Origin of the sequence: Actinomadura citrea (assembly GCF_013409045.1) — a bacterium.
Taxonomy (GTDB): Bacteria; Actinomycetota; Actinomycetes; order Streptosporangiales; family Streptosporangiaceae; genus Spirillospora; species Spirillospora citrea.
Window position 1 is genome coordinate 6,503,667 of sequence record NZ_JACCBT010000001.1, and the last position, 26,552, is coordinate 6,530,218.

Here is a 26,552-nt window from a genome sequence, read left to right on the forward strand (position 1 = left end):
TGGTCGGGTGCACACCGAGACCGTCCAGCCAGGGCTCTTCACGCGGCTCGCGCAGATCGGGCGTCAGAGGGCCACGCAGGACGGACCGCCTGAGACCCTGTACGACCGGCACGGCGTGCTCGTCGTCCGCGTCGGCGACGTGGTCGTGAAGGCACACCAGGCCGACCGGGAGCACGGAGCCCCCTTCCTCGAACGGATACGGCTGGCGGGCGCGCTGCCCGATCTGGTCATCGGCGCCCTGGGGCCCCCGCTCACCGTGGACGGCCGCACGGTCACGCTCGCGACGTTCGGTGAGCCCGTGGATCCGGCCCAGGAACTCCCCTGGGAGGAAGGCGCCCGGCTTCTGGCCGCCCTGCACTCGGCACCCGTCCCGGCCGACGCACCGTCGTGGGGACGTCCGGCACGGGTGGCGCGCCTGGTCTCCCGCTTGGAGGACGGCCCCGCCGAGGACGCGGTGCGGCGCGCGTTCACCACTCTCCCGGCCTGGATTCGCGGCGAGGAGGAGGAACCCGCGGGACGAAGCCGCCGCCTCATCCACGGCGACTGGCATCTGGGGCAGATGGTCCGCGCGCCGGGCGGGCGATGGCGGCTCATCGACATCGAGGACCTCGGCAGGGGCGACCCCGCATGGGACCTCGCGCGGCCTGCGGCGCTCTACTCCGCCGGGGTCCTCCCACCGCGGGACTGGGAGCGTTTCCTGGGCGCGTACAGGGAGGCCGGCGGCCCGGCCGTGCCCGCGCAGGACGACCCTTGGACGGCCCTGGACGTTCCCGCCCGAAGTCTTGCGATCCAGATCGCGGCCACGTGCGTCATATCCGCCGGGAGGAAGGATCGGCCACTCGACGGTGCGGAGCAGGCGATGGTCGACGCCTGCGTGAGAATATCCGCGGCGGGGGACGCGGCATGACGTGGCGCCGAACCTGTCCTACATTTAGCCTCTATCTGGGGATCCATACCGGAAGGACGACAAGGCGATGCACTGCCCTAAGTGTCGTGGCGTGATGCGGACCTACACCCGCAGCGGCGTCCACATCGAGCAATGTGACAGCTGCCGGGGCATCTTCCTCGACTACGGCGAGCTTGAGGCCCTGGGCCAGATGGAGTCGCAGTACCGGGCGGCGCCCCCGCCCGCCGCGGCGCCCGGCTGGGGAGCACCGGGGGCGTCGGTCCACCACCATCACCACGGTCACCACCGCCCGCACCACGGCGGCGGCGTGTTCCACATGCTCTTCTCAACCTGACCGAGCGGTCACGGCCCGCCCCCGAGAGAGGCGGGCCGTGGCGCGCGCGGCCGGTCAGAGGCGCGGGTCCACCGGCTCGGACTCCAGCGCCAGGACGGCGAAGACCGCCTGGTGGACGCGCCACAGCGGCTCCCGGCCCGCGAGCCGGTCGAGGGCCTCGGCGCCGAGCGCGTGCTCCCGCATCGCCAGGGACCGCTTGCGCCCGAGCGACCTGCGGCGCAGCCGGTCGAGGTGCTCCGGCTCGCGGTAGTCGGGCCCGTAGATGATGCGCAGGTATTCCGGTCCGCGGCACTTGATCCCGGGCTGGACCTTGGCGTCCTCCGGAAGCGACCCCAGCGGCTTGACGACCATGCCTTCGCCGCCCGCCGCGGTGAGCTTCTCCCACCACTCGGTGGCCGCGGCCTCCGACTCCGGCGACCCCAGGTCGACGGTCATCGACCCCGTCCGCTGGACGAGCCCGCTCGCGTCGCCCTCCGCGAGCCGCTCGGCCACGGACATGTGCCACTCGTGGTCGCGCAGGACCGCCCAGGAGCGGCCTTCCCCGGCGAGGACCTGGAACGGCGCGAAGCGCACGCCGGCCAGCCCGTCCACCGTCCAGCAGTAGCGCGCGTACGCGTCGCGGAAGCGGAACGCGTTCGCGGCCCGCCGGTCGATGCGCTCGCGCAGGCCGCCGAGGTCGAGCCCCCGCCCGTCCGCCCGCGCGAGCACGTCGGCCGCCACGGGCAGGGCCGCGCGGGCCGCCGCGCCGGTCGCCGCGTACTGGGTGCGGATGAGGTCCATCGCCTTCGCCGACCACGGCAGCAGCTCGCCGTCGAGGACGAGCCAGCCGGTGTCCAGTTCGTCCCAGAGTCCCGCCGCGCCGATGGCGGCGCGCAGCCGGTCCAGGACCTCGGCCGTGCGGGACGGGTCGCGGAAGAAGGAGCGCCCGGTGCGCGTGTAGACGGCGCCGGTCGTCCCGTCGTCCACGCCGAAGCGCTCCACGGCCACCGAGGCGTCGCGGCACACGACCGCCACGGCGCGCGAGCCCATGTGCTTCTCCTCGCACACCGCGCGCAGGACGCCCTTGCCCCGGTACGCGGCGAGGGCCTCGGCCGGATGCTCCAGGTACCCCGGCAGGGACGACGTCTCGGCGGGGGCCATGGTGGGCGGCAGGTAGACGAGCCAGCGCGGGTCCACGGCGAACCGGCTCATCACCTCCAGCGCGGCCAGCGCGTTCTCCTCCCGGACCGAGACGCGGCCCATCAGGCGGGTCTCGACGCCCTGGTTCCCGAGGACGTCCCCGATGTTGAGGACGTCGTTCTCCCGGTGGCCGCCCGCGCTCCCCCCGGCCGGCGCCTCCAGCGGACGCGTCGGCTCGTACCAGACCTGCCGCGCCGGAACCGACACCAGCTCGCGCTCCGGATACCGCAGCGCGGTCAGCTTCCCGCCGAACACCGCGCCGGTGTCCAGGCAGATGGTGTTGTTCACCCATTCCGCCTCCGGGACGGGCGTGTGGCCGTACACGACCATCGCCTTGCCCCGGTAGTCGCGCGCCCACGGGTAACGCACCGGCAGGCCGTACTCGTCGGTCTCCCCGGTCGTGTCGCCGTAGAGCGCGAACGAGCGGACCCGTCCGGACGCGCGGCCGTGGTAGTCCTCCTTGAGTCCGGCGTGGGCCACGACCAGGCGTCCGCCGTCCAGGACGTAGTGGCTGATGAGGCCGTCCATGAACCGCAGCGCGCCGTCGCGGAAGCCCTCGTCCTCGGCGGCGAGCTGCTCCATCGACTCGGCGAGCCCGTGCGCCAGGCGCACCTTGCGCCCGCGCAGGGCGCGGACGAGCTTGGCCTCGTGGTTGCCCGAGACGCACAGGGCGTCGCCGGCGGCCACCATGCCCATCACCAGGCGCAGCACGCCCGGCGAGTCGGGCCCGCGGTCGACCAGGTCGCCGACGAAGACGGCGGACCGCCCGCCGGGGTGGTTCGCGCCGACTGCGCGTCCCCGCGCGTCCCGGAGGATCTCGTAGCCGAGGTCGGCGAGGAGGTCCTCCAGCTCCGCGCGGCAGCCGTGCACGTCGCCGATGACGTCGAACGGGCCGGTCAGCTCGCGCCTGTCGTTCCACGCCTTCTCGTACCGGATCGTCGCGGCGTCGATCTCGTCGGGACCGGTCAGGACGTGGACGCGCCGGAACTCGCGGCCCAGCGACTTCATGCTGCGCCTCAGCTCGCGACGCTGGCGCGGGATGACGTGCGGGGCGAGGTCCCGGTCCGGACGACCGGCGTTGCGCTCGGCGGCGAGGCCCTCGGTGACGTCCAGCACGATCGCGACCGACAGGACGTCGTGCTCCTTGGCCAGCCGGCGCAGCGACTCCCGCGCCTTGCTCTGCACGTTGGTCGCGTCCACCACGGTCAGCAGGCCGCGCCGCAGGCGCTTGCCCACGATGTAGTGCAGCAGGTCGAACGCGTCGCCGGTGGCCGCCTGGTCGTTCTCGTCGTCCGACACGACCCCGCGGCAGAAGTCCGACGACACCACCTGCGTCGCCTTGAAATGCTTGCGCGCGAAATGCGACTTGCCCGATCCGGACACGCCGACGAGCACGACAAGGCCCATCTCGGGAACCCTGATCTCGGTCATCGGGTGAACACTCCCATCTGCGTCGGCGCGCCGACCTCGGGGTCGTCGTCGCCCACGGGCACGTGGCGGACGCGGTAGCCGTGCTCGGCGGCGACCCGGTCCGCCCAGGCGCGGAACTCCGGCCGCGTCCATTCGAAACGGTGGTCGGGGTGGCGCATCGCCCCGGGGGCCAGCCCCTCGTAGCGGACGTTGTGCTCGGCGTTCGGGGTCGTGACGACCACCACGCGGGGCGAGGCGTGGCCGAACACGACCCGCTCGACGGCGCCGAGGCGCGGCGGGTCGACGTGCTCGATGACCTCCATCAGCACGGCCGCCTCGTACCCGCGGAACCGTTCGTCGGCATAGGTCAGCGCGCCCTGGAAGACGTCCTGGACGCGGTCGTTCTCGCGGCGCGGCTGCTTGTCCAGGCGCAGGCGCCGCGAAGCGTGGCCGAGGGCCCGGTACGACACGTCCGACCCGGAGATCTCGCTGAAGAACTCGTCCTTGGCCAGCCGCGCCAGCAGCTTCCCCGAGCCGCAGCCGAGGTCGATGACCCGGCGGGCGTCCTCGTCGTGCAGCGCCTGCACCACCGACCGGAGACGCAGTTCCGCGAGCGAGACGGACGCCTCTTCGGGCGCCGCCTCCTGGCCTTCCTCGGCGGCGGGCCCCTCCTCCTCGACCTCCACCGGGTCGAGCTCCTCGTCGGGCGCGTCCTCGGCGTCGGCGAGGCGGCCCAGCGCGGACTGCACGAGGCTGCGCCGGTTGGCCAGGTACCGGCGCGTGATGGCGCCGCGGTCGGGGTGTGCGGCGAGCCAGCCCTCCCCCGCCCGGATCAGCTTGTCGACCTCGTCGGGCGCCATCCAGTAGTGCTTGGCGTCGTCCAGGACGGGCAGCAGCACGTACAGCTGGTTGAGGGCGTCCGCGAGCCGCAGCGTCCCGGTCAGCGTGAGCGTCACGTACCGGGAGTCGCCCCACTCGGGGAAGTCCGGGTCGAGCGGCACGGGCGCGGCCGACACGTCCCAGCCGAGCGGCGCGAAGAAGCGCTCGGCCTGGCCGGGCCCGCCCCGGCACGGGAGCGCGGGAAGGACGATTTCCAGCGGGACGGGCGTCTCCACCAGCTCGGGACGCAGGTCGCAGCGTCCGCGCATGGCGGTGCGGAACACGTTCGCCATGGCCGACGCCAGGAGCGACGACGCCGCGTACGGACGGTCGTTCACGTACTGGCCGAGAGAGAAGTCGGGCGTGCCTCTGCCGCGCGTGCGCACGAGCTGGACCGGGTCGACGTCCAGCAGCAGGGCCGCCGTGCAGCGCTGCTCCTCCGCGTCCGGGTAGAAGACGTGCGCCGTGCCGTAGGACTGCTCGAAGCGCTGCACCCGGTCGGGATGCTTGTGCAGGAGGAACCCCAGGTCGGTCGCCTGGCTCATCGTCGTGGTGATCGTCAGAAGCACGCCCCAAGTGTGGCCGAACGCGCCGAACGCCCCCATCCATTTTTCCGGAACGCCGGTCTTAAACGGTTTGCGCCCAGGGTCGGCAGGCCAGCAGAATCCGGGGGGACATGAGCAGACACCCCCGCCGCATGACCGCGCAGGAGACCGTGGCCATCCTCGAACGCGGCGACTACACGGCGCCGTCCGGCCGCGCCGTCTCGATCGCGGACGGCCTGGCCGAGGCCGTCCGGCGCACCGTCCTCTACCGGCCGGGCGAGCTGGACACGATGCTGAAGCGGCTCCCACCGGCCGACCCTGACACGCGGACGCGGATCGAGGTGACCGGCGAGACCACGCTCGCCGCCGCGCGACGGCTGTGCGCCCCCGGGACGACCCCGTTCGCGCTCAACTTCGCCTCCGCGAAGAACCCGGGCGGCGGTTTCCTGAACGGCGCCCACGCCCAGGAGGAAGGGCTGGCGCGCTCGTCGGGCCTGTACAAGTCGCTGCTCTCGGCCAGGGAGTACTACGACTTCCACCGCGCGCAGGGAGATCTCCTCTACAGCGACCACATGATCTACTCACCGGACGTGCCGGTGTTCCGGGAGGACTCCGGACGGCTCCTGGAGGAACCGTACGGCGTCACGTTCCTGACGTCGCCCGCCCCGAACCGCGGCGCGATCCGGGACGCGGGCAAGGCCGGGCAGGTTCCCGAGGTGCTGCGGCTGCGTGCGCGCAAGGTCCTCGCCGTGGCGCTGGCCAACGGCCACACCCGGCTCGTGCTCGGCGCCTGGGGCTGCGGAGTGTTCCGCAACGACCCGGCCGAGGTCGCCGAAGTGTTCGCCGAAGCGCTGCGTCCGGGCGGAGGGTTCGCGGACCGGTTCGAGCACGTGGTCTTCGCCGTCTGGGACACCGCCGCAGGCGCTCCCAGGCACGCGGCCTTCGAGCGCGCCTTCGCCTAGCCGTCCCCCGCGGGGCGGGACGCCTCCGCGGCGTACGAGGCGATCCCCCGGACGAGCATGTCGAGGCCGAACTCGAAGCGCCCGTCGCCGTCCTCCGCGGTGAGCTCGTCCACCATGCCGGAGACCGTCGGGTAGCGGTCCTTGGGCAGGGCGGCGAAGTACTCGCGGATCTGGTTGAGGTACTCCTGGAAGTACGTCCACGGGTCCCCCGCCCCAGCGGGCGTCTTGGCGTGGTGAAGCGTGTCCTCGATGGCGTCGGCGTCGAGGAACATGCCGAGGGTGCTGACGGCGAGCCCGGCGATCCGCTTCGGGACGCCGCCGGCGTGCATGAGGGCGAGCTGCGCCTCTGCGACGTCCAGCAGATGGGGTCCGGTGGGGATGAGCGCCATCGACACCACCGCGATGTCGCGGTGCGAGGTGTAGACGCGGCGGATCTCGCGCGCCAGCTCCTTCAGCTGCTCCTGCCAGCGCGCCGGGTCCGGGACGGGGAGCCGGATCTCGGCGGCCACCCGGTCGAGCATCAGCTCGCGCAGTTCCTCCTTGCCCGAGACGTGGGCGTAGAGGGACGCCGGGCCCGTGCCGAGCTCCTGGGCGACGCGGCGCATGGTGACGGCCTCCAGCCCCTCGGCGTCCAGGACGCGGATCGCCGTGTCGACGACCAGCTCCTGCGTGAGCGGCTGCCGGGCGGGCGCGGCCTTGCGCGGCCTGCGGCCGGGCGGCGTCGGCATGTCCGGGCGTGCGCCTCGGTCGGCTTCGGCCACGTCGGGACCTCCCAATCTCGCGATACATCTTGACTATCGCGAATCGCGATATATCTTCTCTACTGCGGAGAGAATTCTTCGAAACACGAACATCGTACTTGACACGAACAGCGTTCGCCCTTAGAACGTTGTTCGTAACCAACGAACACTGTTCCCCCCGGAGTGACCATGACCGACACACTGACCTCCCCTGCCCGGGGCACCGCTGACGGCGGCTACCGCTGGCGCTGGGTCGCCCTGTTCGTGATCCTCGCCGGCGAGGTCATGGACATGCTGGACGCCCTGATCACGGCCATCGCGGCCCCCACGATCCGCGCCGAGCTCGGTGGGTCGGCGGCCACCATCCAGTGGCTCGCCGCCGCCTACACCCTCGCCATGGCCGTCGGGCTCATCACCGGCGGCCGCCTCGGCGACCTCTACGGACGCAAGCGGATGTTCCTCATCGGCGCGGCCGGCTTCACGGTCGGCTCGCTGCTGTGCGGCATCGCCGGCTCCCCCGGGATGCTGGTCGGCGCCCGCGGCATGCAGGGCCTGTTCGGCGCGCTGATGCTGCCGCAGGGCATCGGAATGATCAAGCAGATGTTCTCGGCGAAGGAGATGGGCGCGGCGTTCGCCATGTTCGGGCCCGTCATGGGGCTGTCGTCGGTCGGCGGCCCGGTGCTGGCCGGCTGGCTGATCGACGCCGACCTGTTCGGCACCGGCTGGCGGATGATCTTCCTGATCAACCTGCCGCTGGGCGCCGCCGCCGTGCTGGCCGGGCTGAAGTTCCTGCCCGAAGGGCGCGCCGAGCACGCCTCCCGCCTCGACCTCACCGGCGCCGCCCTGGCCTCCCTCGGCGCCGGGCTGCTGGTCTACCCCCTCGTCCAGGGCCGCGAGCACGACTGGCCCGCCTGGACGTTCGCCATGATGGCCGCCTCCCTCGTCGTGTGGGGCGCGTTCGCCTGGTACGAGACCCGCAAGCAGCGCCGCGGCGGTGACCCGCTGATCGTGCCGAGCCTGTTCCGCAAGCGGGGCTTCACCGGCGGCCTCGTCGTCGGCCTGGTGTTCTTCTCCGGCGTCGCCGGCCTCGGCCTGGTGCTGGCGCTGTTCTTCCAGCTCGGGCTGGGCTACTCCCCGCTCAAGGCGGGCCTCGCGCAGATCCCGTGGTCGGTCGGCATCGTCATCGGGTTCGGCGTCATGCAGGCCGTGCAGAGCCTCGGCCGCAAGGTGATCCACGCGGGCGCCGTCATCATGGCCGCCGGGATCGCCGGGCTGTACTTCACCCTCCGGTACGCCGGGATCGACGTCACCCCCTGGCAGCTCGTCCCCGCGCTGACCGTCACCGGGATCGGCATGGGCCTGCTGATGGGGCCCTTCTTCGACACCGTGCTCGCGGGCGTCGAGCCCGAGGAGACCGGCTCGGCGGGCGGCACGCTCACCGCCGTCCAGCAGCTCGGCAGCGCGCTCGGCGCCGCCGTCCTCGGCACGGTCTTCTTCGGGCTGCTCGGCGGGCACGTCGCGACCGCCGCCGACGACGGCGCCGCCGCCCTGCGCCGCGACCTCGCCGCCGCGTCCGTCCCGGCCCCGCAGCGCGACCGCGTCGTGGACGGTCTGCGCGGCTGCGGCCGCGACCGCGCCACCGCAAAGGACGCCGCCGCCGTGCCCGCGTCCTGCCACCGGCTTGAAGAGGCCACCGTCGCCGCCGTCACCGCGGCGCCGCAGTCGGCGCCGGCCGTCCAGAAGGCGGTCGCCGAGGCCGGGGAGCACGCGGCCAAGGTCGGGTTCGGCGACGCCATGAAGATCACGCTGTGGGTCGAGGTTGGGCTCCTCGGCCTGACTTTCCTCGCGACGTTCCTGCTGCCGATGCACGCGCGCCCGGAAGAGGAAGCCGCCTGACGTAACGCAAAGGGCCCGCGCCAGGGGAGCTCCCCGGGCGCGGGCCCTGTCTCGTCGTCAGACCTTGCCCATCACCTCGGAGGCCAGCAGCTCCAGGTGATCCAGGTCGCTCATGTCGAGGACCTGGAGGTAGAGGCACTCCGCGCCCAGCTCACCGAACCGGCCGAGCTTGTCGACCAGCTCCTGCGGAGTCCCGGCCAGACCGTTCTCGCGCAGCTCGGGCACCTTCCGCCCGATGGCGTCGGCGCGCCGCTTCACCTCCGCCTCGTCCCGCCCGCAGCAGACGACCTGCGCGGCCGAGTACACCAGCGGCCTGGTCCGGCCCGCCTCCGCGCACGCCGCGCGGACCCGGTCGAACGCGCCGCCGGTGTCCTTGAGCTGGTGGAACGGCACGTTGTACTCGTCGGCGTAGCGCGCGGCGAGCCGCGGCGTCCGCTTCGCCCCGGCCCCGCCGATGATGATCGGCGGACCGCCCGGCCGCACGGGCTTGGGCAGCGCGGGCGACCCGCTCAGGGTGTAGTGCTCCCCGCTGAAGGAGAAGGTCTCGCCGGACGGCGTCCCCCACAGCCCGGTGAGGATCTGCAACTGCTCCTCAAGCCGCTCGAACCGCTCGCCCAGGCTCGGGAACGGGATGCCGTAGGCGGCGTGCTCCTCCTCATACCACCCCGTCCCGAGCCCCAGGTCGACGCGCCCGCCGCTCATCTGGTCGACCTGCGCGACGGAGATCGCCAGCGGCCCCGGGTAGCGGAACGTCCCGGCGGTCACCAGCGTGCCGAGCCTGATCCGGCTCGTCTCCCGGGCCAGCGCGCCCAGGGTGATCCAGGAATCGGTCGGGCCCGGCTCGCCCGTCATGTCCCCCATCTTGAGAAAGTGGTCGGACCGGAAGAACGCGTCGAAGCCGAGGTCCTCGGCCGCCCTGGCCACGGCGAGCTGTGTCTCATACGTCGCCCCCTGCTGGGGCTCGGTGAAGATTCGAAGTCGCATGTCCCCATCCTCGTACGAACCCGGCGGCCGTCGCGCGGCGGGTCGACGCCCGCCGGTGTCATCGCGCAGAAGAGATCCTCCGCACCGCCGCCGGCTTCTTCGCGGCCGGCTTCTTCGCGGCCGGCTTCTTGGGTGCCGCCTTGGAGTGGCCGAGGTGGGCGGCCCCGGCGACGCGGACGGCCGGGAACGTGCGGGACGCGTGCGCCCTCCCCCACCTCACCGTCCCGCGCAGGTGGATCTTCTGGCCGGGCCTGGCGCCCCTGGACACCTTGGCCTTGAGGGCGCCGGTCACCGTCTGCCCCTTCCGCACGGCGCCGAGGTCGCATTCGACCGTCCACCCCGCGGCCGCGCAGTCCCTGTTCCCCGAGACGAACGCCAGCGATCTCGGCAGCCTCGCCCTGAACACCGCCTTGCCGGACTTCCGCGGCCCCCTGGCGGTCAGCTTGAACGTCCACTCGTAGGTGCGCCCCGGGACCACGGCGCTCGCGGGGCTGCTCGTGCGAAGCGCCACGCCCGCGGCGTGCACGCCGTGCGGCTTGGGTCTCGCCCTCGGGCCGGGACCGTCGGCCCGCGCCGCGGCCGGCGCGAGCACGCCCCCCAGCAGCGGTGCGGCGAGCGCCAGCACCATGCCCTGCACCCTCAACGTCCGGATCACTACGAACCCCCCGTGGCCTGCGGTTTTCTTACCGGTCACCGTCCGTTCTAGTGATCAGGAGGCGCGCTCGCCAACGCGGCGTCGGCGTGTCGTCACACACGGCGACTCTTGACCGCCCACCCCTTCAGGACGGTCAACCTCCGCAATCTCCTGCGCCCCAAAGCACAAAGCCTGTTAAATCGCCAAGACCGTGACAATCCCCGACACATGGAGCTGACATGGCTGTCTTCGGCGTCGACTACGCGTGGGGCCGCCCCGGTGCGCCCGCGCTGGAACGCGCCGGGGCCGAGTTCGCGTGCCGCTACCTGTCGCACGACACGACCGGCAAGAACCTGACCCGCAAGGAGGCCGACGAGCTGTCGGCCGCGGGCATCTGGCTGGTCGTCGTGTGGGAGTCGACCGCCAAGCGCCCTCTCGACGGGCGGTCCGCCGGCGCGGCCGACGCCCGCGACGCCGCCGCCCAGGCCGAGGCGTGCGGCATGCCGGACGACCGGCCCGTCTACTTCGCCGCCGACTGGGACGCCACCTCCGGGCAGCAGGACGAGATCAACGCCTACCTGGACGGCGCGGCGAGCGTCCTCGGCCGCGGCCGGGTCGGCCTCTACGGCGGGTACGGCCCGGTCAAGCGCGCCTTCGACGCCAAGAAGATCACCTTCGGCTGGCAGACGTACGCCTGGTCGGGCGGCAGGTGGGACGCCCGCGCCCAGCTCCAGCAGTACTCCAACGACCACACGATCAACGGCGTCGGCGTCGACTACGACCGCGGCGTCAAGAGCGACTACGGGCAGTGGCGCGTCGGCGTCTCGCCCCAGGGAGAGGACGACATGCCCGACTACGTGTCCGTCGGCACCGGTGGCGACCACCAGGAGCTTCCTCCCGGCAAGTGGACCGAGGTCACCTGGAGCAAGGAGTACTCCGACAAGGAGCACCAGCACAACGACCCGGGCGGCCCCAGCCTGCTGACCGGATCGGCCCGCTACAGCCTGTCGGTGAGCGCGGCGCTGAGCGGCGTCCCCGCGGGCACGCTCATCCAGGCCCGGGTGATCGAGGTGACGGACGGCAACGCCTCCGACTACCAGGTCGGCCCCGTCCAGGACTTCATCTCCGTCGGCGACACCACCAACCTCGTCTACGGCCTCGCCGCCGACACCGTCGAGGCGGGCAAGCGCGTGCGCTTCCAGCTGCTCCACCAGGGCGCCGCCGCCGCGACCATCGCCAAGGCCAGCGCCAAGGTCTTCTTCTGGCGCTGACTCAGAAGTCGTCGTTGATGTAGGGCGACAGAGGGACGGACAAGGCGGCCTCCAGACGGGCCGCCGCGCCGGGCGTGTGCTCGGCGACGGCGCCGATCCGGACCAGCGTGACCGGACTCTGGCCGCCCAGGTAGACGGCCGCGAGGTCGGCCGCGCTCAGACTCAGGTCCGGCGGCCCGGAGGCCGGGTCGCAGACAGGCGCCCCGCCGGTCTTGAGCAGCCAGCGGCCCGCGTTCGCCGGGATGCGAGGGTCGTCGACCTCCAGGACGAAGGCGTCCTCCGCTGCCCAGGACCGGGCCCGGAGAGCGGCCGGCAGGTCGATCAGACGGAGCCAGAGCGCGCCGTAGTCGCTCTTGATCGTGACCCTGTCGGGGTCGGCGACCATGTGCGGCAGAAGATCGTCCACCGGACGGCCCGGCGCCTCGACGCGGGACGTCAGGTCGATCGAAGCCAGGAACCCCCAGAGCGCCGCCTCGACCGACGGGGTGTCGGCGACGAGGTCGACGACCCTCACGGTCCCCGGCCGAACACGGTAGACCGCGTATCCGGCAGGATGCACGACGATGCGCGGCGCGGTGTACCCGGGGGCGTCCCGGTCGACCGGCCGCAGGATCCCCTTGGCCCACCACTCGGGGTCGCGGACGAGCCCGCCCGGCCGCACCGACAGGGCCCGCCGGTGGATCGGATCGACCACCTCGAACGCGGAGCCGGCCTCGACGAGCCGCAACGGCCGGTCATCCGGAGCCGTGCGCAGTTCCAGCGGCCGCGACGTGTCGACCTCCAGCCCGATCGCCCGCGTGGCAAGACCGAACCCGTACCGGCCGTAGATCGCGCCTTGGGAGGCCCAGAGCGCGGCCACCGGACGCCCCGCGGCGATCGCGTCGGCGACCATCCGGTCCATCATGGACGTCAGGATCCCCCGGCGGCGGTGCGTGGGCAGCACCCCGACGAACGTGACCGCCGAGCAGTCGAGCAGCGCACCCGGCACCGCGAGCCGCATCGGCAGGGCCGCCAACTGCCCGACCTTGGTCTCCCCGTCGAAGGCGCCGATCCGCTCGGCACGCACGGCCGGCCACCCGTCCCGCTCGCGGTCGATCTCCTCCACGGGAACGTGGAACACCATCCCGGCGAAGTCGACCATCAGCCCGGCATCGGCCTCCGGCACGTCCCTGATCTCGATCACACAACCACGCTAACCCGTGGGCGCAACCGATTATCCGAGGTCAGCCGCGCACCGCGGGAGTCGGACAGGACACCCGACCCCGGCCCGAACTGGCCGGACGGCACCTCCCAGCAGATGCACCTCGACTTCACCGTCGACGACCTCGCGACCGCCGACCGCATGGCGACCGAAGCCGATGCACCAGGCTGCGCCCCCCAGACGACGTCCAGCCGGAGACCCACAACAGCAGCCAGATCTACGCAGGCCCAGCCGGACACCGCTTCTGCCTACGACCAGCCTGAGAGGCCGCCCGACAGCGTACGAGCGTCGCGGCACTTCACGGATGTGGGATGTCACGTGACTCCGCCAAGTCGCTTGACCAGGAATCGCGCGGGATCGACCACTTCATGACGGGTCCCATGGTCGTCGATGTAGTGGTAACGGTCGAAGTAGCGGCAGCCGGTTTCCTGGTAGCCGAGTCGCAGGTAGAGAGCGGCTGCGCGCTGGTTGTCGTCGTCCACACCCAGCCCGATCCGGTCGTGGCCGCATTGGCGGACGAGGGCTTCTGCCGCGTCGATGATGGCGCGCCCGATGCCCTGGGACCTCAGTTCGGGCGGCCAGACGCCCAGACCGTTGAGCTCGGGGCAATCCGGATGCCGCTGCCTCACTTCGGGAGCGGCGCAGCCGTGCCACAGGATCTGCGCCGTTCCGACGGGAACGGTCTCGGCCCAGGCGATCAGGAACGTGGTGAGACCGCGCTGCTGCTGCTCGAACCGTGCCGCGTGCCTCCTGGTCCGGCCGGGCGAGGGGATCCGGGACTCCAGCAGCTCAAGGTCTTCCTCCCTGCACTCTCGGATACTGACCATCTGCCAAGCCCTTTCCGGACGTCGACCCGCAAGACCGTGCGAACGCCCCCGCCTTCCGGCCTCCCGAAAGCGGGGGCGTTTCGTCATACCAGAAATGCCGGTGATCTCCGTGCGAACAGCCCGCCCGATTCGCCTTGGCGGGCATGTGCCGGGCCGGACTGTGCCGACTTCCGCTCGACCGGCCGTGGCGCGGGTGGGCCCGGCTCATGGTCGGGCTGCCAGCAGCCGACGAGGGCGACCTCCGCGCCGGTGATGTCGCCCGCCTCGGCCAGCGCGTCTCCCCAGTGCGTCCAGAACCAGAGCCGTCCGCCGTCGTCTCCCCGCGCCTTGCACGTGATCTTCACGGCGCGAGGCACGCCGGCGCCGTCGAGCGCCGCCTTCACGGTGAGGCTGGAGCCGTCGAACCCCGCCTCGAACCCACGGACCGCCATGTGCTCGCGCAATGCGGCGAGGCCGGCCACGTCGGTCTTCTCCAGCAGGGCGCGCAAGCCCGCGCAGGAGCGCGCACCCAGCATCATCGGCTCCGTATCGTCCCGGACCGCCTGATACGGGGCGAAGGAATCGACCAGCTTGATCGTCCAGTTCGGGAACTCCTTGCTCATCTCGGCAAGCTGGTCGACGATGTCGTCCGCCGTCGCGGCCATGAGATCGTGAACGTTGCTCATTGCTCGCTCCAGGTCAGCTCGGCCCACATGGTTTGCCCGTCGGCATCGGCGTCGTGGCCGACCTTGTCGGCGTGGGCGAAGACGATGAACAGGCCGCGGCCGTGGTCGTCCTCGTCCACCGGGAGGCCGGAGAGAGGCTGCCAGCGCGTCCCGTCGCCGGAGTCGCGGACGGCGATGCGGGCGTGGCCGGGCGCCACCGCCACGGTGACGGTGACCTCGCCGCCGTCGCCGCTCGGCGTGTGGCGCAGCGAGTTGGCGACGAGCTCGGCGGTGACGAGTTCGGCGTCGTGCCGGCGCGGGGAGTCGCCGAGCATCCCACGTACGAAGGCCCGGGCGGCCGGCACCATGGACGTGCAGCCGGGGTAGGTCTGGCTCCACTCCACGGAAAACCTCCTACGGTCTGTGATCGTGTCGTCACAGGAACAACCTGTGCGCACAGCTTGCAAGCAGTGCGCACAGGTTGTCAAGCTGTGTCCGAGCACTCGCACCCGGCAATCGGAGACGCCGTGACCCAGCCCGCATACCAGCGCATAGCCGACGATCTACGGCAGCAGATCATCGACGGTCGACTCGCGCCGGGTGAGCGGGTTCTGTCGCGAACCCAGATCCGTGAGCAGTACGAAGTGTCCGATCAGGTCGCCATCGGCGCCGTCCGTCTGCTGACCTCCGAGGGCTTCCTCGAAGCGCGCTCCGGCTCGGGTACGTACGTGCGACGCAAGCCGGAGCTGAAGCGCCTTGCCCGCTACTGGTACGGCACGTCGGACCGGGACGGCTCGCCGTTCCGGTCAGAGATGGCCAGGCAGGGCCGCGAAGGCACGTGGCGCGTCTCGTCCGAGACCGGCTCCGCCACCCCACAGATCGCCGAGCGGCTCGACATCGCGGCGGGTGACCCGGTCATGACGAGCCGATACACCTTCCTGGCCGACGAGCGACCCGTGATGCTGTCCACGAGCTGGGAGCCGCTCGCCCTCACCGGCGGCACACCCATCATGTTTCCGGAGGAAGGCCCGCACGCCGGCGCCGGAGTGGTCGCGCGGATGCGGGCGATCGGGCAGCACATCGAGTCGGTGCAGGAGGTCGTGACGGCGCGGCCCGTGCTGCAGTCGGAGGCGGAGCTGCTCGGCGAGGCACTCGGGTCGGTCGTGCTGGTGATCCGGCGTACCTATCGCACGGCGGAGCGTCCGGTGGAGACGGCCGACATCATCGTCCCCACGGACCGGTACGAGGCGGAGTACGTCCTCCCGGTGGAATGACGACCGCCCGTCGACCGGCTGGCCGACGGGCGGTGATGTGCCGGGCTACTCCCCGATCTTCTTCGAGTACAGGGTGATCGTCGCCTCCGGCGCCACGCTCGTCCCAGCCTTCGGCTTCTGGCGGACCACCTGCCAGTTGCGGTCCAGGATGAGCATTCGCCCCTGTCCGGTCGCGTCCTCCTCCTGCAGCATCCAGAGTCCGGCTGCCTGCATGATGTTTTGAGCGGTCTGGTGGTTCTTCCCGACCACGTTCGGGACGCGGACCTTCTTCGCGGCCGGGACTTTCGTGCTGCTCGGGGAGACGGTCGGCGTACTCACGGGCGCGGTGGCGCTGGGCGGTGCGACGGTCACGGTCTTGGCGGGGGCGGCATTCTCCGCGGTGCCTCCGCACGCGGTGAGGGCCAGGGCGGCCGCGAGAAGTGCGGCATGGATGGTGAGTCTGCGCATGGACGGTCCTGTCGTGATCTGCCGACGGCGGAGGGACGCGTGTTGGACGCTTCACCTTCCGTGAACGGTTCACGCAGGGTAGCCCTCTGTCACTATCCGGCCGCGCTCTTCCTGTCGGCGCAGCCCGTTTCGCTGGGATTGGGGCCGCGAAATTGGCGCGGCGCTGACGCATGCGGTCATGATCGTGCGCGACGTTCACGCACCTCGCGCATGCGTCGTTGGTGCGTCATGAGGGGTGGGAATCTACGTCCCTCGGCGTCCCGTCCAATCCCTCACAGACCGACAATCTGGCTGCTCAGGGCGCTGATCAACCTCTGACGAGGGTGGCGAGGCACTCTACGTGGTGGGTCATGGGGAAGGCGTCGAAGGCGCGGAGGGACTCCAGGGTCCAGCCGCGTTCGCTGAAGTAGGCGAGGTCGCGGGCCAGGGTCGCCGGGTCGCAGGAGACGTAGGCGATCTTGCGGCCGGCGATGCGGGTGATGTGGTCGACGACCTCGCGGCCCGCGCCGGTGCGGGGCGGGTCGAGGACGACGAGGTCGGCCTTCCGGACCCGGGAGCCGCCGTGGTGGCCGGTGCCGCGCTTGTTCTGCGTCCGGGACCCCGAGGACGCGCGGCCGAACTCCAGGTCGGTGATGACCTCCTCGACGGAGCCGCGCTCGATCGAGACGTTCGGCAGGTCGCGCAGGTTGAAGCGGGCGTCGCGGACGGCCTGGCCGTCCGACTCGATGCCGACGACGAGGCCCTCGTCGCCGACGCGGTCGGCGAGGACGCCGGCGAACAGGCCGACGCCGCAGTACAGGTCGAGGGCGATGTCGCCGGGCTTCGGTTCGAGGGCGTCCAGGACGGCGTCGGCGAGCAGCTGCGCGGCCCCCGGGTGCACCTGCCAGAAGCCGCTGCCGCTGACCTGGTAGAGCCGCCCGGAGACCTCCTCGCGCACGTACGGGAGCCCGGCGCCCGGTTCGGGCTTGCCGCGCACGAGCCGGACCGGCACGTCCAGCCGCGGGACCCGGATCTTGCGGCGGTCGCGGCCGCGCAGCACCACCAGGCGGTCGCCGGTGCTCGCCGACACCACGCCCTCGACGCCGGTCGCGCCCGGCCAGCGCTTGCGCTCGATGCCCATCAGCTCCACGCCGGGGTGGGCGATCAGGCACTCGTCCACGGGCTCGATGTCGTGCGACCGGTGCTTGCGCAGGCCGACGGCGCCGGAGGAGACCGAGAACTGGACGCGGGTGCGCCAGCCGAGCCCCGGCGGCGGCGTCACCTCGCCGTCGACCGGGTACGGGACCTCCTCCACGACGACCGTGCGGGTGATCCCGGCGAGCCGCTCCAGCTGCTCCTGCACGACCGCGGCCTTGAGCGCCCGCTGGGCGGGCAGGGAGGCGTGCTGCCAGTCGCAGCCGCCGCACCGCCCGGGACCGGCGAACGGGCACGGCGGCTGCACCCGGTCGGGGGACGCCTCGATGATCTCCACGGCGTCGGCGCGGAGGAAGTTCTTGGTTCGGTCGGTGACGCGGGCCCTCACCCGTTCGCCGGGCAGGGCGTGCCGGACGAAGACCACGCGCCCCTCGTGCCGGGCGACGCAGAAACCGCCGTTGGCGACGTTGCCGACCTCCAGTTCGAGGACGTCGGGTTCGAGTTCAGTCACGGTCCGAAACACTACCGGCACCGGGGTGTGCCCCGGTCCGCGGCGGGCGCCGGGACGAGCCGGGCCCGGGCGGCTCGGTCCGCCCCTTGAGCCGGTCGGAGGACTGCAGCTGCCACGCGACGCTCGTCACCATCACGCCCGGCTGGAACAGCAGCCGGCCCTTCAGCCGCAGCGCGCTCTGGTTGTGCAGGAGCTGCTCCCACCAGTGGCCGACGACGTACTCGGGGATGAACACGGTGACGACATCGCGGGGGCTCTTGCGGCGGACGCTCTTGACGTAGGACAGGACCGGGCGCGTGATCTCCCGGTACGGCGAGTCGAGGATCTTCAGCGGGACGGGGATGTCGAGGGCGTCCCACTCCTGCTGGAGCCGCTGCGACTCCTCGGCGTCCACCGCCACGGTCACCGCCTCCAGCGTGGACGGGCGGGTGGCGCGGGCGTAGGCCAGGGCCCGCAGCGTCGGCTTGTGGATCTTGGAGACGAGCACGATGCCGTGGTTGCGGGCGGGCAGCACGACGTCCTCGCCGGAGGGCACCAGCTCCGCGGCGACCCGGTCGTAGTGCCGCCTGATCCCCTTCATCAGCAGGAACAGCAGCGGCATCGCGATGCAGACGATGTAGGCGCCGAGCGCGAACTTGGTGATCAGCACGACGACCAGGACGATGCCGGTGAGGGTGGCGCCGAAGGCGTTGATGCCGCGGGAGGTGCGCATCCGGCGGCGCTGCGCCGGGTCCGACTCGGTGGACAGGAGCCGGTTCCAGTGCCGGACCATGCCGACCTGGCTGACGGTGAACGACACGAAGACGCCGACGGTGTAGAGCGGGATCAGCCGGCTGACGGACGCGTCGTAGGCGTAGATCAGCAGCCCGGCCATGGTGGCCAGGATGATGATGCCGTTGCTGTAGGCGAGCCGGTCTCCGCGGGTGTGCAGCTGGCGCGGCAGGTAGCGGTTCTGCGCGAGAACGGAGCCGAGCACCGGGAACCCGTTGAACGCGGTGTTGGCGGCGAGGAAGAGGATCAGCGCGGTCATCGCGGTGACCAGCGCGAACCCGGGGGTGAAGTTGCTGAACACCGTGTGCGCCACCTGCGCGATCACCGGGTCGGCGTCGGTCACGGGCTTGCCGGTGGACGGGTCGATCAGCTGGCTGCCCTGGTCGGGCTCGGCGAACTTGGCGTCGGTGATGTAGGCGAACGCGCTCACGCCGCCGAACATCGTCATCGCGACGAGCCCGAGCATCAGCAGGGTGGTGGCGGCGTTCTCGCCCTTGGGCTTGCGGAACGCGGGCACGCCGTTGCTGATCGCCTCGACCCCGGTCAGCGCGGCGCAGCCGGAGGAGAAGGCCCGCAGCAGCAGGAACACCAGCGCGAACCCGGCGATGCCCGTCTCGTCGCCGCGGACCTCGTAGTGCGCCGTCTCGGCCTGCAGTTCGGTGCCCGAGACCATCCGGACCAGGCCCCACGCCAGCATGCTGAAGACCGCAAACATGAACAGGTAGGTGGGGATCGCGAAGGCGGCCCCGGCCTCCTTGAGGCCCCGCAGGTTGCCGAGGGTGAGCAGCACGACGATGACGATCGCGACGGCGACCTCGTGCGGCTGCATGAACTTCAGCAGGGCGCCGAGGTTCTCCACCCCCGACGACACCGACACCGCCACGGTGAGGACGTAGTCGACCAGCAGCGCGCTGGCCACCACGACGCCCCAGTTGTCGCCGAGGTTGGTGGTGGCGACCTCGAAGTCGCCGCCGCCGCTCTGGTAGGCCCGGACGTTCTGCCGGTAGGAGGCGACCACGGTCAGCAGGATGATCACGACGGCCGCGGCGATCCACGGGGTGTAGTGGTACATCACGAGGCCGCCCGCGCCGAGCGCGAGGAGGATCTCCTGGGGGGCGTAGGCGACCGACGACAGCGCGTCGCTCGCGAAGACGGGCAGCGCGATGCGCTTCTTCAGCAGCTGCTCGTGCTGCTGGGCGCTGCTCAGCGCGCGGCCGAGGAGGAGCCGCTTCGCGAGGTCCGGAACCTTTGACACGCAACGAGACTCTAGCCCCTGCGGACCGCCGCCCTGGCGCCCGGCCGCCCCTGTCCCGCGGGCGCCGCGCGACCGCCTCGCCGCCCCGACGGATTGCTGGTTGAGTAGTACTCGCCTGGGCGGATGTGTAGGTTTGCAGCCCGGCAGGGATCATTCACAGGAAACGGTCCTCGGGTGCGGCGCGGTGTCGGCGGCGAATGCCGTGCCCGGCGCGGGGGGTACAGGGGGAGCATCCCCCTGGACGGAAGAGGGAACGGCCGTGCATATCGTGATCATGGGATGCGGGCGGGTCGGCTCGACGCTCGCCCACATCCTGGAGGACAAGGGTCACTCGGTGGCCATCATTGACCAGAGCCCGGAGGCGTTCCGCCGGCTGCGCAGCGGGTTCCGGGGCCGCCGCATCACCGGGTTCGGGTTCGACCGCGAGGTCATCGCCGAGGCGGGCATCGAGCGCGCGTCGGCGTTCGTGGCCGTCAGCAGCGGCGACAACTCCAACATCATCTCCGCGCGGGTGGCGCGCGAGACGTTCGGGGTCGACAACGTGGTGGCCCGGATCTACGACCCGCGCCGGGCGGAGGTCTACCAGCGCCTCGGCATTCCCACGGTCGCGACCGTCCGGTGGACGGCCGACCAGATCCTGCGCCGGCTGCTCCCCGAGGGCGCCGAGCCGCTGTGGCGCGACCCGACCGGCGCGGTCGTCCTCGCCGAGCTGGACTCCGGCCACCTGTGGGTGGGCGAGAAGGTCGGCGAGCTGGAGGAGCACGCGGGGACCCGGGTGGCGTTCCTGTCCCGGATGGGCGAGGCGCTCGTCCCCGAGCGGGACACCGTGATCCAGGACGGCGACATCGTGCACATCATGGCGGGGGCCGACGACCTGGAGCGCGTCAACGCCGCGGTCGCGGCGCGGAACGGAGAGGACGCTTGATGCGGGTCGCGATCGCGGGGGCCGGCGCGGTGGGCCGGTCCATCGCCCAGGAACTGCTGGAGAACGGCCACGAGGTGCTCCTGATCGACAAGAGCCCGAAGGCCATCAAGGTGGAGCTGGTGCCGCGCGCGGAGTGGCTGCTGGCCGACGCGTGCGAGATCGCCGCCCTGGACGACGCGGCGCTGGAGCGCTGCCAGGTGGTGGTCGCCTCCTCCGGCGACGACAAGGTCAACCTGGTGGTCTCGCTGCTGGCCAAGACCGAGTACGGGGTCCCGCGCGTGGTGGCGCGGATCAACCACCCGAACAACGAGTGGCTGTTCAACGAGTCGTGGGGCGTGGACGTGGCGGTCTCCACGCCGCGGCTGCTGTCGGCGCTGGTCGAGGAGGCCGTCAGCGTCGGCGACCTCGTCCGGCTGATGACGTTCCGGCAGGGCGAGGCCAACCTGGTGGAGCTGACGCTGCCCGACGACGCCCCCCTCGGCGGCGAGCGCGTCGGCTCGGTGGCCTGGCCGCGCGACACCGCCCTGGTGGCGATCCTGCGCGAGGGCCGGGTGCTGGTCCCGACGTCCGACGACACCCTGGAGCCGGGCGACGAGCTGATGTTCGTGGCCAGCCAGGACGTGGAGGACGAACTCGCCGAACTCCTCGGCGGCCGGTAGCGCTAGGCGGGTTTCTCGCTCTCGGCCGGATCTCCGCGCTGGATGGGGGTGCGGCCGCGGGCGAGGAGCCAGACCATGGCGGCCAGCGCGGCGACCTGCAGGGGCCAGCCCATCACGATCTTGGCGGGGCCGAGCAGGCCGCTCTGGTCGCCGTCCGCGAGGTAGATCGGGTACTGGACGCCGACGCGCAGGATGCAGGGCAGCACGAGCAGCCAGGTGAGGCGGGAGCACAGCCGGACGATCCCGGGGTCGGCCCGCCAGGCGGTCGGGTCGCCGGTGACCGATCCGATGATGAAGCCGACGACCGGCCAGCGCACCGCGATCGAGAAGATCATCGCGGCGGCGTAGCCGGCGTTCAGCATGATGCCGGGCAGGAAGGCGTTCTCGGCCTTGCCCGAGCGCAGCGCGAAGAACGCGGCGATGGCGATGCCGAACAGGCTGTTGAGGACGAACTGCGGGCTGGAGCGCTGCGCGATCCGGACCAGGAGCAGCACCACCGCGGCGCCGACACCGGCGCCGACGGCGAGCTTGACGTCCTTCGCGGCGACGTAGGTGGCGGTGAAGGCGATCGTCGGCACCGCCGCCTCGACCATGCCGCGCACGCCGCCGAGCGCCTTGGTGAGCTGGGCGCGGACGGCCGCCTCCACGGTGTCGTGCGCGGCGGTCTCCCGCGCGGTGCCCGTTTCCGTTTCGCTCACGTCGCTCTCCCGGCGGATCGCCGCGGCCTCACACGCCGCCGCGCAACTCGTATCGCGGATTGAACATGACCTTGCGCCCGTCCTGCTCGCTCACGAGTCCCTCGGCGCGCAGCCGGCGCCCGGGGTCGATCCCGGCGATCCTGCGGCGGCCGAGCCAGACCAGGTTGATCACGTCGGTGCCGTCGTAGAGCTCGGCCTCCAGGGCGGGGGCGCCGCCCCGGGGACGGAGCGTCACGGTACGTAGCGTACCCGCCACGCAGTGCCGCTTGCGCGCGCCGCAGTCGGTGATCGGTGTCGCGCCCTCGTCGCCGGTGGTCTTCTGGAGCTCCTCGGCCTCCAGCTCGGCCTTGGTGGACGCCATGCGCCGCAGGAAGCGCCGCAGCCCGCCCTTGCCGCGCTCGCGCCCGCGGGGCTCCGCCCCCGGCGCGGTGCTGGCCGAAACCTCGTCCATACCTCGAAGCGTATGGCATCCCGGGACGAAGCGGACCCCTTGCCCACCGCCGGAACGAAGCCGGGACATGTGTGGAATGAAGCATTCCGTTCTGCTATTATCGGAACAGAGCATTCCGCTCCACCCTGGAAGGACGGATCATGACCGCCACCCTCGAAACCCCGGTCCCCGCGACCGGGACGCGCCCGGCCGACGGCGCCGCGCCCGCCCCGCGCCGCTGGCTCGGCCTGTCGGCGATCCTGGCCGCCACGCTGCTGAACCTGCTCGACTCCACCGTGGTGAACGTGGCCGCGCCCGCGATCCGCGCGGACCTCGGCGGCTCGTACTCCGCGCTGCAGTGGACGGCCGCCGGCTACACGCTCGCCCTCGCGGTGGCGCTGCTGACCGGCGGGCGGCTCGGCGACATGTTCGGACGGCGGCCCGTCCTGCTGGCGGGCGCGGCCGCGTTCACGGCGATGTCGGTGGCGTGCGCGTTCGCCTGGTCGCCGGAGAGCCTGATCGCCGCCCGGGTCGCGCAGGGCCTGTGCGCCGCCGTGATGATCCCGCAGGGCTTCGGACTGATCCGCGACCTGTTCGGCCGGCACACCGGCAAGGCGTTCGCGCTGTTCGGGCCGGTGATCGGGCTGGCCACGATCCTCGGCCCGGTGGTCGCGGGCCTGCTGATCGACGCCGACCCGCTCGGCACCGGCTGGCGCGCGATCTTCCTGGTGAACGTGCCGGTCGGCGTCTACGCGCTGGTCGTGGGCGCCCGGGCGCTGCCCGCGCCGACGGCCGCCGACCGCTCGGGCGGCCTGGACGTCGCCGGGATGCTGCTCGGCGGCCTCGGCATGAGCATGCTGGTCTACCCCCTCGTCCAGGGCCGCGAGCTCGGCTGGCCCGCCTGGTCGCTCGCGCTGCTCGCGGGCTCGGTCCCCGTCCTCGCCCTGTTCGCCCTGCACCAGCTGCGCCGCACCCGCCGGGGCCGGACGCCGCTGGTCAGGCTGAGCGTGTTCGCCAACCGCGCCTACGGCTCCGGTGTCCTGTTCGTCGTCGTCTTCTTCGGAGCGATCGCCGGGTTCTCCCTGGCCACCGGCCTGTTCCTCCAGCTCGGTCTCGGCTACACGCCGCTGGCCGCGAGCCTGGCGATGTCGTCCTGGGCGATCGGGGCGTTCGCCGGGTCGGCGTTCAGCGGCATGACGATGACCCGGCTGGGCCGCAGGATCCTGCACCTCGGCCTGGTTCTCATGATCGCCGGGCTGGCCGCCCTGTACGCGGTGTTCGAGGCGGCCGGGACGGGCGTCGGCGGCTGGCACCTGGCCGCGCCGCTGCTGCTGTTCGGCGCCGGCATGGGCATGATCTTCGTCCCGCTGTTCGACGTCATCGTCGCGGGCATCGCCGACCACGAGGTGGGCTCCGGCTCGGCCGCGCTGGAGTCGGTCCAGCAGCTCGGCGCGTCGCTCGGCGTCGCGGTCCTCGGCACGGTCTTCTTCGGGGCGATCGGCGCCCCGGTGGCCGGACGGTTCGCCGCGCCGGCCGCGCTGGAGGCCGCGAAGCAGGTCACCGCCCTGACCGCCGCCCTCACCGCCGCCGCGTTCCTCGTCGCCTTCCTCCTCCCCCGCCGCGCCCGCGCGCACTGACCCCCGTCCGGTGCCGAACCCGGCGCGCCGTCCGTCACGGACGGCGCGCCGGCGTATGCGGGACCGGTGGGCTCCGCCCTCCGGCCGGAACCGCTGATCGAGGTGACGGCCGACGAGGTCGGGGCGAAGGCCGCGGGCGGACCGGTTCAGGCGGTCGCGAAGCGGACGGCGGAGACCGCGATGACCACCGCCGCCACCGCCCAGTAGGCGCCGGAGGCGAGGGCGACGGCCCGGACGCGGCGGGTCTCGGGCAGGCCGGTGAAGGTGAGCAGCCAGGCCAGCAGCGGCAGGACGAGGATCGCGTGCATGGTCACGAAGTGCGCCGGCTTCAGCGCGGCGACGACGTGGTAGGCGGCCTGCTGGTCGCCGGACTCCACCGTCGCGACGCCGCGGGCGATCATCGCCGCGCCGGAGGCCAGCGCGAGCATCAGCGCGGCGAAGCCGGACCGGACGGCCAGCCGCATGCTCGGCGCGACCTCCTCGTTACGGCGGAAGGAGGCGACCGCGAGCGCGACCAGCGTGACGACCAGGACGCCGCCGCCCGCCGCGAGCATCCGGGTGACGACCGTGTCGAACGCCGTCTCCTCGTTGAAGTGGGACGGCGCCCTGCGCCACGCCTGCAGGGTGATGAGGGAGACCTCCGCGACGCAGTCGGCCGCGAACACGCCGAGGACCGCGGTCCGCGCGCGGTCGCCGAGCCGGACGAACGCGCTGACCCACGCGATCGTGAGGAGGGTCAGGCCGAACGAGATCCCGAAGGTGACCGGCTTGCGCCACGACACCGGTCCCGTCCACGGGCCGCCGTCCACCGCGAACACGACCAGGTGCAGCAGCCCCGAGGCCATGAGCGCCGCGCCGACGGCGTAGGAGGCGCGCTCGACCCGGCGACCGCTCGTCCAGGACGCCCCGAGGCCCTGGACGGCGGCCGCCACCGGAAACCCTCCGCGCGAGGCCCGCATCGATCCCGCCATGTCCGCTCCCTGAAATGAGTGAGTGCTCACCCAGTATGGATGAGCACCCACGCGAAGACAAGCCGGGCGGTCAGCGGAGGGCGGCCTCCACGGCGGGGACGCGGATCGCGCGGCGGGTGGCGGCCCAGGTCGTGGCGCCGGTCAGGGCGGCGGCGAGGGCGACGACCGCGAGGTAGGTCCACGCGTCCCCGGCCGGGACGGCGGAGTCGCGGCGGGCCAGCCCGAAGGGGACGATCGTGAAGACCGAGGCGACCGTTCCGCAGGCCACGCCGGTGACCGTCAGCACCGCCGACTCCAGCGCGACCCCGGCGAGCACCTGGCGCGGGGTCGCGCCGGCGAGCCGGGTCTGCCCGAACTCGCGGCGCCGGTGCGCGGTCGCCGCGACCAGCGTGTTGACCAGCATGATCGCCGTGAACAGCACCACCATGCCGATGACGACGAAGTTGAGCGTCTCGATGCTCTTCTGCTCGGCCGTCTTGGCCAGCCCGGCGGCCTCCGTCGCCGCGTTCTCGGTGGCCTGGAGGTACAGCGTCCCGACGGCGGTGCCGACGAACAGGATGACCGGGGAGACCGCGGACGCCAGCGCGCCCGTCCGGCGGCGCATGGTGGCGGCCGCCAGTTCGCCGGCCGCGCCGAACGCGCGCAGCGGCCGGGACAGCAGGGAGGTCGCCCGCCGCATGATCGTCGGAGCCAGCAGCGCCAGCCCGATCGCGGCGAGGATGTCGGCCTGCCCGGACGTCGCCATCACGTCGCTGCCCTTGCCGTCCATCAGCGTGACGGTGATGACCGCCTCGTCCAGCGCCAGCAGCAGGAACAGCACCGCGAAGACGATGCGCCTCCTGCTCGGCCTCCCGGTGTCCACCGCCGCGGACCGCATCGAGTCGGCGACCCCGGCGCGGGTGGCGCGCCGGGCGGTGATCAGCGCGGCGACGGTCGCGGAGACGGTCGTGATGCCGATCCCCATCGACAGCGCGACCGGGCCGAAGTGATGGCCGATCTCCGCGGGCACCTGGCCCGTGCCGTGCAGCAGGCCGAGCACACCCCGGCCCGCCAGCATCCCGGGGACGACGGCGAGCAGCGCCGCGGCCACGGCCAGCCCGGCCGCCTCGCCGACGATCATCCGGGCGAGCTGCGCCGGGGTCGCGCCGACGCTCTTGAGCAGCGCGATCTCCGACGCGCGCTGGCGCACCGACAGGGTGAGCGTCGAGGTGACCGCGAACACCACGAGCAGCAGGCCCCATCCGCCGACGACGTTGGCCATGATGACCAGCGTGTCCCGGGCCTCCCCGGTCGCGCCGCTCGCCGCGGCGGTGTCCAGCATCGAGGCGAACGCCATGATGATCGTGGAGCCGAGGAACAGTGCGAGGAAGCTCGCCGTGAACGCGCCCGCGCGCCGGCGCAGGGAGCGGATCGCCAGTGCGAACATC

General features: G+C 72.3%; 25 protein-coding genes. 9 read left to right on the forward strand and 16 right to left on the reverse strand.

The annotated features are described in order from the left end of the window. Window positions 1–7: 7 nt before the first annotated feature. Together BJ999_RS29915 and BJ999_RS29920 are read left to right on the forward strand one after the other, a co-directional pair. On the forward strand, window positions 8–907 hold the full coding sequence (locus BJ999_RS29915) for a phosphotransferase family protein (protein WP_179836352.1): 900 nt from the start codon (window positions 8–10) through the stop codon (window positions 905–907). A 67-nt stretch (window positions 908–974) separates the two neighbouring features. After that, entirely contained in the window at window positions 975–1,241 is a 267-nt protein-coding gene (locus tag BJ999_RS29920; RefSeq protein ID WP_179836353.1) for a TFIIB-type zinc ribbon-containing protein, read from the forward strand. A gap of 54 nt (window positions 1,242–1,295) precedes the next feature. Here the strand turns inward: BJ999_RS29920 and BJ999_RS29925 are convergent, their stop codons facing one another. Then, entirely contained in the window at window positions 1,296–3,851 is a 2,556-nt protein-coding gene (locus BJ999_RS29925) for a polynucleotide kinase-phosphatase (protein WP_179836354.1), read from the reverse strand. Further along, a complete protein-coding gene (locus BJ999_RS29930; protein WP_179836355.1) occupies window positions 3,848–5,278 on the reverse strand; it encodes a 3' terminal RNA ribose 2'-O-methyltransferase Hen1 in 1,431 nt (476 codons plus the stop codon). The genes BJ999_RS29925 and BJ999_RS29930 overlap by 4 nt, the downstream gene beginning before the upstream one ends. A gap of 107 nt (window positions 5,279–5,385) precedes the next feature. On the opposite strand from BJ999_RS29930, the gene BJ999_RS29935 reads away from it, so the two are divergent. Next, on the forward strand, window positions 5,386–6,216 hold the full coding sequence (locus BJ999_RS29935) for a TIGR02452 family protein (protein WP_179836356.1): 831 nt from the start codon (window positions 5,386–5,388) through the stop codon (window positions 6,214–6,216). Here BJ999_RS29935 and BJ999_RS29940 read toward each other — a convergent pair. Then, the gene (locus BJ999_RS29940; protein WP_229810127.1) at window positions 6,213–6,977 is read right to left on the reverse strand and encodes a TetR/AcrR family transcriptional regulator C-terminal domain-containing protein; all 765 of its coding nucleotides are present in this window, start codon (window positions 6,975–6,977) and stop codon (window positions 6,213–6,215) included. The genes BJ999_RS29935 and BJ999_RS29940 overlap by 4 nt on opposite strands. Before the next feature lie 168 nt (window positions 6,978–7,145). Between BJ999_RS29940 and BJ999_RS29945 the strand changes: the two genes are divergently transcribed. After that, the gene (locus BJ999_RS29945; RefSeq protein WP_179836357.1) at window positions 7,146–8,852 is read left to right on the forward strand and encodes an MFS transporter; all 1,707 of its coding nucleotides are present in this window, start codon (window positions 7,146–7,148) and stop codon (window positions 8,850–8,852) included. A 57-nt stretch (window positions 8,853–8,909) separates the two neighbouring features. Here the strand turns inward: BJ999_RS29945 and BJ999_RS29950 are convergent, their stop codons facing one another. After that, on the reverse strand, window positions 8,910–9,836 hold the full coding sequence (locus BJ999_RS29950; RefSeq protein ID WP_179836358.1) for an LLM class F420-dependent oxidoreductase: 927 nt from the start codon (window positions 9,834–9,836) through the stop codon (window positions 8,910–8,912). A 58-nt stretch (window positions 9,837–9,894) separates the two neighbouring features. After that, complete coding sequence (locus BJ999_RS29955) at window positions 9,895–10,491, reverse strand: DUF11 domain-containing protein (protein WP_179836359.1); 597 nt, start codon at window positions 10,489–10,491, stop codon at window positions 9,895–9,897. Window positions 10,492–10,709: 218 nt separating this feature from the next. Here BJ999_RS29955 and BJ999_RS29960 point away from each other — a divergent pair, with 218 nt between their 5' ends. Further along, entirely contained in the window at window positions 10,710–11,741 is a 1,032-nt protein-coding gene (locus BJ999_RS29960; RefSeq protein WP_179836360.1) for a glycoside hydrolase domain-containing protein, read from the forward strand. 1 nt (window position 11,742) lies between these two features. Here BJ999_RS29960 and BJ999_RS29965 read toward each other — a convergent pair whose 3' ends face one another. The 4 genes from BJ999_RS29965 to BJ999_RS29980 all read right to left on the reverse strand — a co-directional run bounded on the left by BJ999_RS29965 (window position 11,743) and on the right by BJ999_RS29980 (window position 14,817). Continuing rightward, window positions 11,743–12,924: a GNAT family N-acetyltransferase gene (locus BJ999_RS29965; RefSeq protein ID WP_179836361.1), complete on the reverse strand. Its 1,182-nt coding sequence runs from the start codon at window positions 12,922–12,924 to the stop codon at window positions 11,743–11,745. A 332-nt stretch (window positions 12,925–13,256) separates the two neighbouring features. Beyond that, window positions 13,257–13,769 (reverse strand): GNAT family N-acetyltransferase, encoded by a 513-nt coding sequence (locus BJ999_RS29970; protein WP_179836362.1) that lies wholly within the window; start codon window positions 13,767–13,769, stop codon window positions 13,257–13,259. Between the two features lie 83 nt (window positions 13,770–13,852). Further along, window positions 13,853–14,434, reverse strand: a complete 582-nt coding sequence (locus BJ999_RS29975) for a hypothetical protein (protein ID WP_179836363.1) — start codon at window positions 14,432–14,434, stop codon at window positions 13,853–13,855. Then, window positions 14,431–14,817 (reverse strand): ATP-binding protein, encoded by a 387-nt coding sequence (locus BJ999_RS29980; protein WP_179836364.1) that lies wholly within the window; start codon window positions 14,815–14,817, stop codon window positions 14,431–14,433. Before BJ999_RS29980 ends, BJ999_RS29975 begins: the two co-directional genes overlap by 4 nt. Before the next feature lie 123 nt (window positions 14,818–14,940). Here BJ999_RS29980 and BJ999_RS29985 point away from each other — a divergent pair, with 123 nt between their 5' ends. Next, window positions 14,941–15,687, forward strand: coding sequence for a GntR family transcriptional regulator (locus tag BJ999_RS29985; RefSeq protein WP_179836365.1), 747 nt, complete (start codon window positions 14,941–14,943; stop codon window positions 15,685–15,687). 45 nt (window positions 15,688–15,732) lie between these two features. On the opposite strand, the gene BJ999_RS29990 is transcribed toward BJ999_RS29985, so the two are convergent. The 3 genes from BJ999_RS29990 to BJ999_RS30000 all read right to left on the reverse strand — a co-directional run bounded on the left by BJ999_RS29990 (window position 15,733) and on the right by BJ999_RS30000 (window position 19,805). Next, window positions 15,733–16,134, reverse strand: a complete 402-nt coding sequence (locus tag BJ999_RS29990) for a PASTA domain-containing protein (protein WP_179836366.1) — start codon at window positions 16,132–16,134, stop codon at window positions 15,733–15,735. A gap of 307 nt (window positions 16,135–16,441) precedes the next feature. After that, complete coding sequence (locus BJ999_RS29995; RefSeq protein ID WP_179836367.1) at window positions 16,442–17,779, reverse strand: class I SAM-dependent RNA methyltransferase; 1,338 nt, start codon at window positions 17,777–17,779, stop codon at window positions 16,442–16,444. Further along, window positions 17,772–19,805, reverse strand: coding sequence for an APC family permease (locus tag BJ999_RS30000; RefSeq protein WP_179836368.1), 2,034 nt, complete (start codon window positions 19,803–19,805; stop codon window positions 17,772–17,774). Before BJ999_RS30000 ends, BJ999_RS29995 begins: the two co-directional genes overlap by 8 nt. 259 nt (window positions 19,806–20,064) lie before the next feature. Here BJ999_RS30000 and BJ999_RS30005 point away from each other — a divergent pair, with 259 nt between their 5' ends. After that, on the forward strand, window positions 20,065–20,730 hold the full coding sequence (locus tag BJ999_RS30005) for a potassium channel family protein (RefSeq protein WP_179836369.1): 666 nt from the start codon (window positions 20,065–20,067) through the stop codon (window positions 20,728–20,730). Then, window positions 20,730–21,389, forward strand: coding sequence for a potassium channel family protein (locus BJ999_RS30010; RefSeq protein ID WP_179836370.1), 660 nt, complete (start codon window positions 20,730–20,732; stop codon window positions 21,387–21,389). Before BJ999_RS30005 ends, BJ999_RS30010 begins: the two co-directional genes overlap by 1 nt. Before the next feature lie 2 nt (window positions 21,390–21,391). On the opposite strand, the gene BJ999_RS30015 is transcribed toward BJ999_RS30010, so the two are convergent. Beyond that, window positions 21,392–22,087 (reverse strand): DUF3159 domain-containing protein, encoded by a 696-nt coding sequence (locus BJ999_RS30015; protein ID WP_179836371.1) that lies wholly within the window; start codon window positions 22,085–22,087, stop codon window positions 21,392–21,394. A gap of 28 nt (window positions 22,088–22,115) precedes the next feature. Then, window positions 22,116–22,538: an OB-fold nucleic acid binding domain-containing protein gene (locus BJ999_RS30020; RefSeq protein WP_179836372.1), complete on the reverse strand. Its 423-nt coding sequence runs from the start codon at window positions 22,536–22,538 to the stop codon at window positions 22,116–22,118. Window positions 22,539–22,678: 140 nt separating this feature from the next. On the opposite strand from BJ999_RS30020, the gene BJ999_RS30025 reads away from it, so the two are divergent. Beyond that, entirely contained in the window at window positions 22,679–24,154 is a 1,476-nt protein-coding gene (locus BJ999_RS30025) for an MFS transporter (protein ID WP_179836373.1), read from the forward strand. 146 nt (window positions 24,155–24,300) lie between these two features. Here BJ999_RS30025 and BJ999_RS30030 read toward each other — a convergent pair whose 3' ends face one another. Then, window positions 24,301–25,125, reverse strand: coding sequence for a hypothetical protein (locus BJ999_RS30030; RefSeq protein WP_218935296.1), 825 nt, complete (start codon window positions 25,123–25,125; stop codon window positions 24,301–24,303). Between the two features lie 70 nt (window positions 25,126–25,195). Further along, a complete protein-coding gene (locus tag BJ999_RS30035) occupies window positions 25,196–26,551 on the reverse strand; it encodes an FtsX-like permease family protein (RefSeq protein WP_179836374.1) in 1,356 nt (451 codons plus the stop codon). Between the last annotated feature and the right edge of the window lies 1 nt (window position 26,552).